Annotated in this window: 6 protein-coding genes; 3 read left to right on the forward strand and 3 right to left on the reverse strand. The window is 43.3% G+C overall.

Features of this window, described 5'->3' with window-relative positions:
* Positions 1–1,548, forward strand: a complete 1,548-nt coding sequence (gene gpmI / locus ACN6OV_RS09080; protein WP_427952194.1) for a 2,3-bisphosphoglycerate-independent phosphoglycerate mutase — start codon at positions 1–3, stop codon at positions 1,546–1,548.
* A 21-nt stretch (positions 1,549–1,569) separates the two neighbouring features.
* Positions 1,570–2,745, forward strand: a complete 1,176-nt coding sequence (locus tag ACN6OV_RS09085; protein WP_427952196.1) for a S41 family peptidase — start codon at positions 1,570–1,572, stop codon at positions 2,743–2,745.
* A gap of 2 nt (positions 2,746–2,747) precedes the next feature.
* On the opposite strand, the gene ACN6OV_RS09090 is transcribed toward ACN6OV_RS09085, so the two are convergent.
* Genes ACN6OV_RS09090 through gacA form a run of 3 tightly spaced genes read right to left on the reverse strand, consistent with a single transcriptional unit; the run spans position 2,748 to position 6,442 of the window.
* Entirely contained in the window at positions 2,748–4,187 is a 1,440-nt protein-coding gene (locus ACN6OV_RS09090; protein WP_427952198.1) for a sigma-54-dependent transcriptional regulator, read from the reverse strand.
* Positions 4,188–4,213: 26 nt separating this feature from the next.
* Positions 4,214–5,782: a sensor histidine kinase gene (locus ACN6OV_RS09095; protein ID WP_427952200.1), complete on the reverse strand. Its 1,569-nt coding sequence runs from the start codon at positions 5,780–5,782 to the stop codon at positions 4,214–4,216.
* Positions 5,783–5,806: 24 nt separating this feature from the next.
* Positions 5,807–6,442, reverse strand: coding sequence for a response regulator transcription factor GacA (gacA, locus tag ACN6OV_RS09100; RefSeq protein ID WP_427952202.1), 636 nt, complete (start codon positions 6,440–6,442; stop codon positions 5,807–5,809).
* Between the two features lie 211 nt (positions 6,443–6,653).
* Here gacA and ACN6OV_RS09105 point away from each other — a divergent pair, with 211 nt between their 5' ends.
* Positions 6,654–7,703, forward strand: a complete 1,050-nt coding sequence (locus ACN6OV_RS09105; RefSeq protein ID WP_427952204.1) for a serine hydrolase — start codon at positions 6,654–6,656, stop codon at positions 7,701–7,703.
* The last annotated feature ends 112 nt before the right edge of the window (positions 7,704–7,815 follow it).

A 7,815-nucleotide genomic window follows, 5' to 3' on the forward strand; every position in this document is an offset into this window, starting at 1 on the left:
ATGACGGATGCAACTGCTGGCAAAATCCCTCACGTATTGGTAATTATGGATGGTGTGGGTCATCGCGAAGCGGTCGAGGACAATGCCTTTCTAGCAGCAAAACGACCAAACTTGACTGCAATGCAGGAAAAGCATCCGCATGGTTTGATCTCTGGTTCGGGTGAAGATGTTGGCCTGCCAGATGGTCAAATGGGCAACTCGGAAGTTGGCCACATGAACTTGGGTGCTGGTCGTGTGCTGTATCAAGACTTTACTCGTATTACCAAAGATATTCGTACTGGCGCATTCTTTGAACACGAAGTTTTGGTAGACGCAGTAGAAAAAGCCAAAGCCAGCCAAGGCGCTGTGCATATTATGGGGCTGTTGTCTGAAGGTGGTGTACATTCACACGAAGATCATATTGTGGCAATGGCTGAATTGGCCCTTAAACGTGGTGCAAAAGTTTATCTACATGCTTTCCTTGATGGTCGTGATACACCACCAAAAAGTGCACAGCCGTCTTTAGAAAAATTAGATGCACTATTTGCGCAATATCCGGGTCAAGGTCGTATTGCAACCATGATTGGCCGTTACTTTGCCATGGACCGTGACAACCGTTGGGATCGTGTAGAACAAGCTTATCGTTTATTGACTGAAGGTGAAGCAGTACGTACAGCAGCAACAGCGGTTGAAGGCTTAGAACTTGCGTATGCAGCAGAAGAGTCAGATGAGTTTGTGAAAGCGACACGTATTGGTGATTTAGCGCCTATTCAAGACGGTGACAGCATCGTGTTCATGAACTTCCGCGCTGATCGTGCACGTGAAATTACCAAAGCATTTGTGGAAAAAGACTTTGCTGGTTTTGAGCGTAAAGTTGTGCCAAACCTTGCAAAATTTGTCATGTTAACGCGTTACCAAGCGACCATTGATGCCCCTGTGGCGTATATGCCAGAAGCGCTTCATAACTCGATTGGTGAGTATTTGGCGGATTTGGGTAAAACTCAATTACGTATTGCAGAAACTGAAAAATATGCGCATGTAACCTTCTTCTTCAGTGGTGGTCGTGAAGATGAATACCCAGGTGAAAAACGCATTCTAATTCCATCACCAAGCGTTGCAACCTATGACTTAAAACCTGAAATGAGTGCCTATGAAGTAACTGATGAGCTGGTAGCTGCAATCAATTCGGGTGAGTTTGACTTGTTGGTGGTGAACTATGCCAATGGTGACATGGTGGGTCATACCGGTGTCTTTGATGCCGCAGTCAAAGCCGTTGAAGCGGTTGATACCTGTTTAGGTCGTGTGTATGAAGCAGTGATGGCACAAAAAGGTCACATGCTCATCACAGCGGACCATGGTAATGTGGAACAAATGCAAGATTACCAAAGTGGTCAGGTTCATACGCAGCATACTACTGAACTTGTACCGTTCATCTATGTCGGCCCAACTCAGGCAACGATTGCAGAAGGTGGCGTGCTGGCAGATGTAGCACCTACTTTATTGACTCTGATGCACCTGCCTGTACCCGCAGAAATGAAAGGTCGTAATCTCATTACACTTCAAGCTTAATATGTATGTAAGGAAAATGGAATGGCTCAAGCACACTGGATATCAGTTGTAAGTTTTACAGCGCTTATGTGTGCTAGTCATTTCGCTTGGGGAGCCGACAAAGCAAAGTCGGCTTTCGATGATTTTGATGGGGGTTTTGAGCCAAGTTATGCTGAAGTTCCCGTCGAATCGATTCAACAATTTGTGCAAATTTATGGCATCGTTAAAGACAACTATGTGGTTGAAAAAAATGATGATGCTTTATTTCAACAAGCTATTTCTGGTTTAGTCAGTGGTCTAGACCGCTACTCCCGCTATTTATCTGCTGAAGATTACAAGCAATTATTGCAATACACCGAAGGTGATTTGGCCAGCGTGGATTTTAATTTACGTTTTGATCCATCCTTACAGCAATGGGTGATTTATAATTTAAAAAATGACGCGGATTCAGCCAAGTTAGGGCTAAAAAATGGCACCGTTGTTTTTAAAATTGATGACCAAGAGCTCAAAAAACTCAATCAGGATCAGGTTCGGCATTTATTGTCCGGTGCGATTGGTTCAACCTTGAGTTTGCAATTACTGATGACGAGTCAACCACTCAGTATTGTCCGCAACACCAAAATTGAAACCGATATTGAATCAAAATTACTGAATAATCAGGTGCTGGTGCTACATGTCAAAGTTTTCCAGCAAGATACCGCCAATGAAATTAAACGTTTAATTGAAAGTCATACCCCAAAAGTGAAAGCGGTGTTATTTGATTTAAGAAATAATCCGGGAGGATTATTGTCTGCGGCAGTTGAATCTGCGGATTTGTTTTTGAATCAAGGGGTGATTGTTTCAACGCGCAGTCGTTCTGAAGGCGATCAAGAGTTTCAGGCACTCCCCAGCTTTGAATTTCAAAATTTAAAAGTTGGTATTTTGATTAATAGCCGCTCGGCTTCTGCGGCCGAAGTATTTACCGCGGCACTAAAAGAACATAAACGCGCTTGGGTCGCGGGTGAGAAAAGTTATGGCAAAGGTGTTGTACAGAAGCTATTTCCATTGAGTAATGGTGCGGCTTTGCAAATGACTGTGTCGCAGTATTTAACCCCGAATGGCAAAATGATCGAAGGCATCGGGGTACAACCCAATTTTAATTATCCGCTACAACATGACACACGTGAAGAAAGCTATGTCGATCATGTTGCAGATTTGCTGTTAAGTCAAAAACCATAAGGCTAGAGGACTTCTTCATCTTCAGCTTCGGTATCCAGTCCAAATTTTTTCAGACGATAGCGCAATGAGCGGAAAGACATCCCGAGCTTTTTCGCTGCAAGCGTGCGGTTCCAATGGGTCAGATTCAGCGCATTGAGCAGAATTTCTTTTTCAATGGTCTCTAAATATAATTCCAAACCTTCTTCAGGCAGCTTTCGAGAGATCAGAGGGCTTTCTGTTGGCGTTACTGGTGCCATGGTGTTTTCAGTCGGTGTAGCTTGTGGATTGAATAGATTGTTCGGCTGACGTAGCGGTGCACTTTGCAGGTGTTGCACATCAATACTGTCATCATCACAGAGCGTCATGGCACGTTCAATAATATTACGCAATTCACGAACATTGCCCGGATAATACTGACTGAGCAGGAAGTTTTTCGCACGTTCAGTTAACAGTTTAGCGACAATATCCCATTCATGGCTGACCTTTTGGATAAAGTGCTGTGCGAGCAGCAGAATGTCCTCACCTCGTTCACGTAAAGCAGGCAAGACCAAATCCATTACATGAATCCGGAAAAATAAATCTTGGCGGAAACGCCCTTGTTGTACCAGCGCTTCAAGATCTTGATGGCTGGCGCTGATCACGCGAAAATCGACATCAATTTCGCTGTCAGAACCGACAGGGCGGATACGTTTTTCTTGCACGGCACGCAGCAGTTTAACTTGCATGGCAAGCGGAAGTTCCGCAATTTCATCCAGAAACAGGCTGCCACCATGAGCCGATTGAATTAGCCCTTGTTTATCTTGTGTAGCGCCACTAAAACTGCCTTTTTTGTGCCCAAAGAGTTCGCTTTCCATCAGCTCTGTGGGAATAGCACCACAGTTGATAGCGATAAACGGACCTTCATTGCGGTTACTTAAGCGATGCACCAAATTGGCCACCACTTCTTTGCCTGTGCCGGATTCACCGGTAATGAACACAGGTGCTTGTGAGCGAGCAACTTTTTTCAGGGTTTTACGCAGTTGTTGAATTGGAAGCGATTGCCCAATCAACATTTTGTGTTCCAAGCTGTCTTGGGCTGGAACATCGGTATTGATAGGTTTATTCAGGGCTTTTTGTAGCAGTTGTTCGAGGTGTTTGGGATTGATGGGCTTACTGACAAAATCAAAAGCGCCGGCTTTAAGTGCCGCAATGGCAATTTCCATATTGCCATAAGCGGTGAGTACCGCAACAGGCAGTGCAGGGCAGTGCTCACTAATCCAGTCTAAAAGCTGTAGGCCATTGCCATCGGGAAGATTCAGGTCTGTCAGGCAGGCATCATAGACATGTTTGGATAAGGCGATTTTAGCTTCATCCAGACGATGTGCGACATGGGTGGTCACCCCCATGCGTGACAGTGACATTTGCATCAGTGTACATAGGTCTTCTTCATCATCAACGAATAACACCAGCGGTTGAGAGTCCACAACTTTCCCCAAAATAATTTAAATCACTATTGAATCAAAACTTGTTGGCACGAAACTCGAAAACACGCTCCCTGTTTTTGTTCTACATAGGAAAGCTGTGCTTGGTTAGCTTCACAGAAGCTATGTGCAAGATATAATCCTAAACCAGTTCCAGTAATTTCGGTACTAAAAAATGGCTGAAAGAGCTGAGCTTGGTCTTGGATCGAGACTCCTGTCCCGAAGTCTTGTACATCGATCTGTACTTTTTGCTGTTGAATTTGCACATTGAGCTCGATATAGGGAAATTCAGGCGCATTATGTCGCAGTGCATTACGAATCAAATTAATTAAAATTTGGCGTAATTGAGCCTCATCAAACGTAATGTGAGTTTCAGCCTCAATATTCAAACGAATCTTGGCCTGTACATCAGCAAGGTCTTCTTGAATAAAGCGTGGAATAAATTGCACCAAATCTAAAACCGTCGGATGGGTTTCTTTGTTGCGTACCATATTGAGTGTGTCTTGAATAATACGATCGATGCGTACGGCTTGGCGCGAAATCATGTTGCTGAGCATTTGTTGCTGCTCGGCTTCGCTATGGGGCAATAAATCATTGGCATGCACAATTGCAGCCAAAGGGTTGCGAATTTCATGTGCGATACTGGCCGAAAGCTGGCCCAATGCCGCCAATTTTAATTGTTGAACCTGCTGATTGAGACGCTGAGCATCCTGTAACACCAATAAAGTGAGCAGTTGATGTGGCACCACTAATTTTTGTACCAATACCTGAATGTGATAGCGACTTTGTTGTGATTCAAATTGGAATTTTTCACCACTCTTGAGTTCTTCAAATTTGAGTAGCTCAAATAAATCCGGCTGTGCGGTATACAGCGGATACTTATCCTGTTGATAAGAGGTTGTCATACCGAGTAAATGACAAGCCGCAGGATTGCTCAACACAACGTGACAATTTTCATCTAAAACCAAATAGCCGGTATCAATTTGTTCCAGAATATAACGGTTAATATTTTGCAATCGATGTAATTCTAGAGACTGAGAAAAGTTTAAATTTTCCAAGATTTGAAAGCGTTTTACCGCAATTTGTCCACTGCCATACACTACAAAAAATAGGAAGGCTAAAATGGCGCTGTTGGTCAAATTTTTAAGTGACGTAAACTCCAAAATGGAGCCTAAAAACAGTTGATACACCACACAAATCACAGCCACTAAGGTAATCACCAAGGCTTTTTTGGCATCGAGCAATAAAGATGCAGCAAAAATGGTAATAACAAATAACAGGCTGAGGTGTAAGTTGGGGCCGTCGATTGCTAAAGTTAATAAGCTTAGAGCGATGACATCGACCACAAACAGCATCAGCAGTTGATCTGCAATACGGACTTTAAAGCGACCAAGTGACAGGAATTGAATACTGGTAAAAAATAGATAGATCGTCAGGACATAAAGGTACAGACGTGGGTATTCATAATCCGAATTGAGTTGGGGATAGGTGAGTAAAAAAACCAGCAACAAACAAGCACTGATGATAAAGCGATAAGCACTGTACCAAAGCCCCAAATGATACTGGTTCAATTCACGATGAACTGAACGCTGTGTCATGAAAGTAACAACATGTAAGTTTTGTTAAGGTTTGATTAACCCGTAGCGAATCGCTAAATGCGTTAGTTTGACATCACTGTCGATATTTAATTTTTCAAAAATACGATAACGGTATGTATTGACGGTTTTCACACTGACAAATAATTTATCGGAAATTTCCTGAGCACTAATACAATTCACCACCATCATGGCCACTTGCATTTCACGTTCTGACAAAGCATCGAAAGGAGATTGTTGCGTATCAGATAAGTAAGAACTGGCCAATTGTTCTGCAATATCGGCACTAAAATATTTACCACCTTGCATCACTTTATTGATGGCACGCACCATTTCAGAAACTGGTGCACCTTTGGTGATATAGCCTTTGGCACCGGCTTTGAGTAATAATGATGGGTAAGGTTCTTCGGCTAAGCCGCTGACGGCAAGGACTTTGGTCTCTGGTGCAGTTTGTAATAAACGACGTGTTGTTTCTACGCCACCAATCCCGGGCATATTCACATCTAAAAGTACAACATTTGGGTGATGCTGGCGTACTAAGGTAATCGCATCTTCGCCAGACTCCGCCTGACCGATCACTTGGACATCAGCATGATCTTCGAGCATACGGCAAATACCGGTACGGACTAATTCGTGGTCATCTACCACTAAAACTGTGATCACCTACACTCTCCCTCAAATCAAATCTATTTTTTTTGTTACATAAAGCAAAATAAGCTTGCAATGAAACGACAAAATTAGCAATGCTATTCTTATATGAAATGAAAAACTTCATACACAATGCGTGAGCGAAAAATGTTCTGGGTTGTGGTAAATGTACGGCATATTGCAGGTCTTACGCAAATGTTTAGTATCCTGAGTTGAGTGAGCAATGGTGAAAAAATTAAATAAGTCCCTAATGCATATATTAGGCATGTCAGTTTTGTTGGGTATGAGTAGTTTGAGCTCAGCTGAACTTATCATGAATAGTGGTGCGAATCCGCAGTCAAATATCAGCTGGTCTTCGGAAGATGCAGATCAGTTGTTGAATGGTGACCTGTCTCATAGCGCTGAAGAGCCATCTCCTCAGGGATCGACAAAAGTAACCACTTCGGTTCGTAGTTCCAATGGTGTAGCACCAACAGCGCCAACTAAAACAGTGCGCATTGTTGATACCAATCAATACACAGGTCAGCCATCAGTCAATGCACGTGCTGCATTGGTGATGGATGGTCAAACCGGTGAAGTACTTTACAGTAAAAACAGCAACACCGCATTGCCGATAGCATCCATTACCAAGTTAATGACGGCAGTGGTCATTTCAGATGCACGTTTGAATATGTCGGAAAATATTACTTTACAACAAAGTGATTTTTCTTGTTCTGGTTGTAAGAGTTCGAGTTCGACCCTGCGTGCAGGGGATAGCATGAACCGTGCCGAGGCGCTCCTTTTTGCTTTAATGAAATCTGAAAATCCAGCAGCTTCGGCATTGGCGCGTACTTATCCGGGTGGACGTTCTGCGTTTATTTCAGCGATGAATGCCAAAGCACGTTCACTGGGCATGAATTCAACCTATTATATGGAGTCTACAGGTCTTCATCCAGGCAACGTAGCGTCAGCACGTGACTTGGGTATCTTAGTGAATACCGCATCTCAGTATGGTTTGATTCGCCAGTTCTCAACCACACCAAGCTATGATTTCAATCTCGGCTACCGTGTTTTGAAATCAAACAATACCAATGCTTTGGTGCGTAACGGTGGTTGGAATATTAATATTTCTAAAACTGGATTTATTAATGAGGCCGGGCGCTGCGTGGTAATGCATACCACTTTAAATAATCGTCCTGCGGTTGTGGTGTTACTTGGCGCAGATTCATCTGTTGCACGTACCAATGATGCAACCCGTTTAATGAACTGGGCAAGCCAATTACCAAAACGTATCTAATTTGACTTGTTTTTGTTCACTCAACAACAAAAAATGAGTCTTGACATCCTCACCTCCCTTAAACGGAGGTGATTCCTACAGCTAGACGCTTATGCCCAAGCGCAAGAATGTT

Source organism: Acinetobacter sp., assembly GCF_050285345.1.
GTDB lineage: Bacteria > Pseudomonadota > Gammaproteobacteria > Pseudomonadales > Moraxellaceae > Acinetobacter.

What these genes read in the sequence shown, in the direction of transcription:
- gpmI (WP_427952194.1), top strand. Translation starts at nt 1, where the DNA reads ATGACGGATGCAACTGCTGGCAAAATCCCTCACGTATTGGTAATTATG.
- ACN6OV_RS09085 (WP_427952196.1), top strand. Translation starts at nt 1,570, where the DNA reads ATGGCTCAAGCACACTGGATATCAGTTGTAAGTTTTACAGCGCTTATG.
- ACN6OV_RS09095 (WP_427952200.1), bottom strand. Translation starts at nt 5,782, where the DNA reads ATGACACAGCGTTCAGTTCATCGTGAATTGAACCAGTATCATTTGGGG.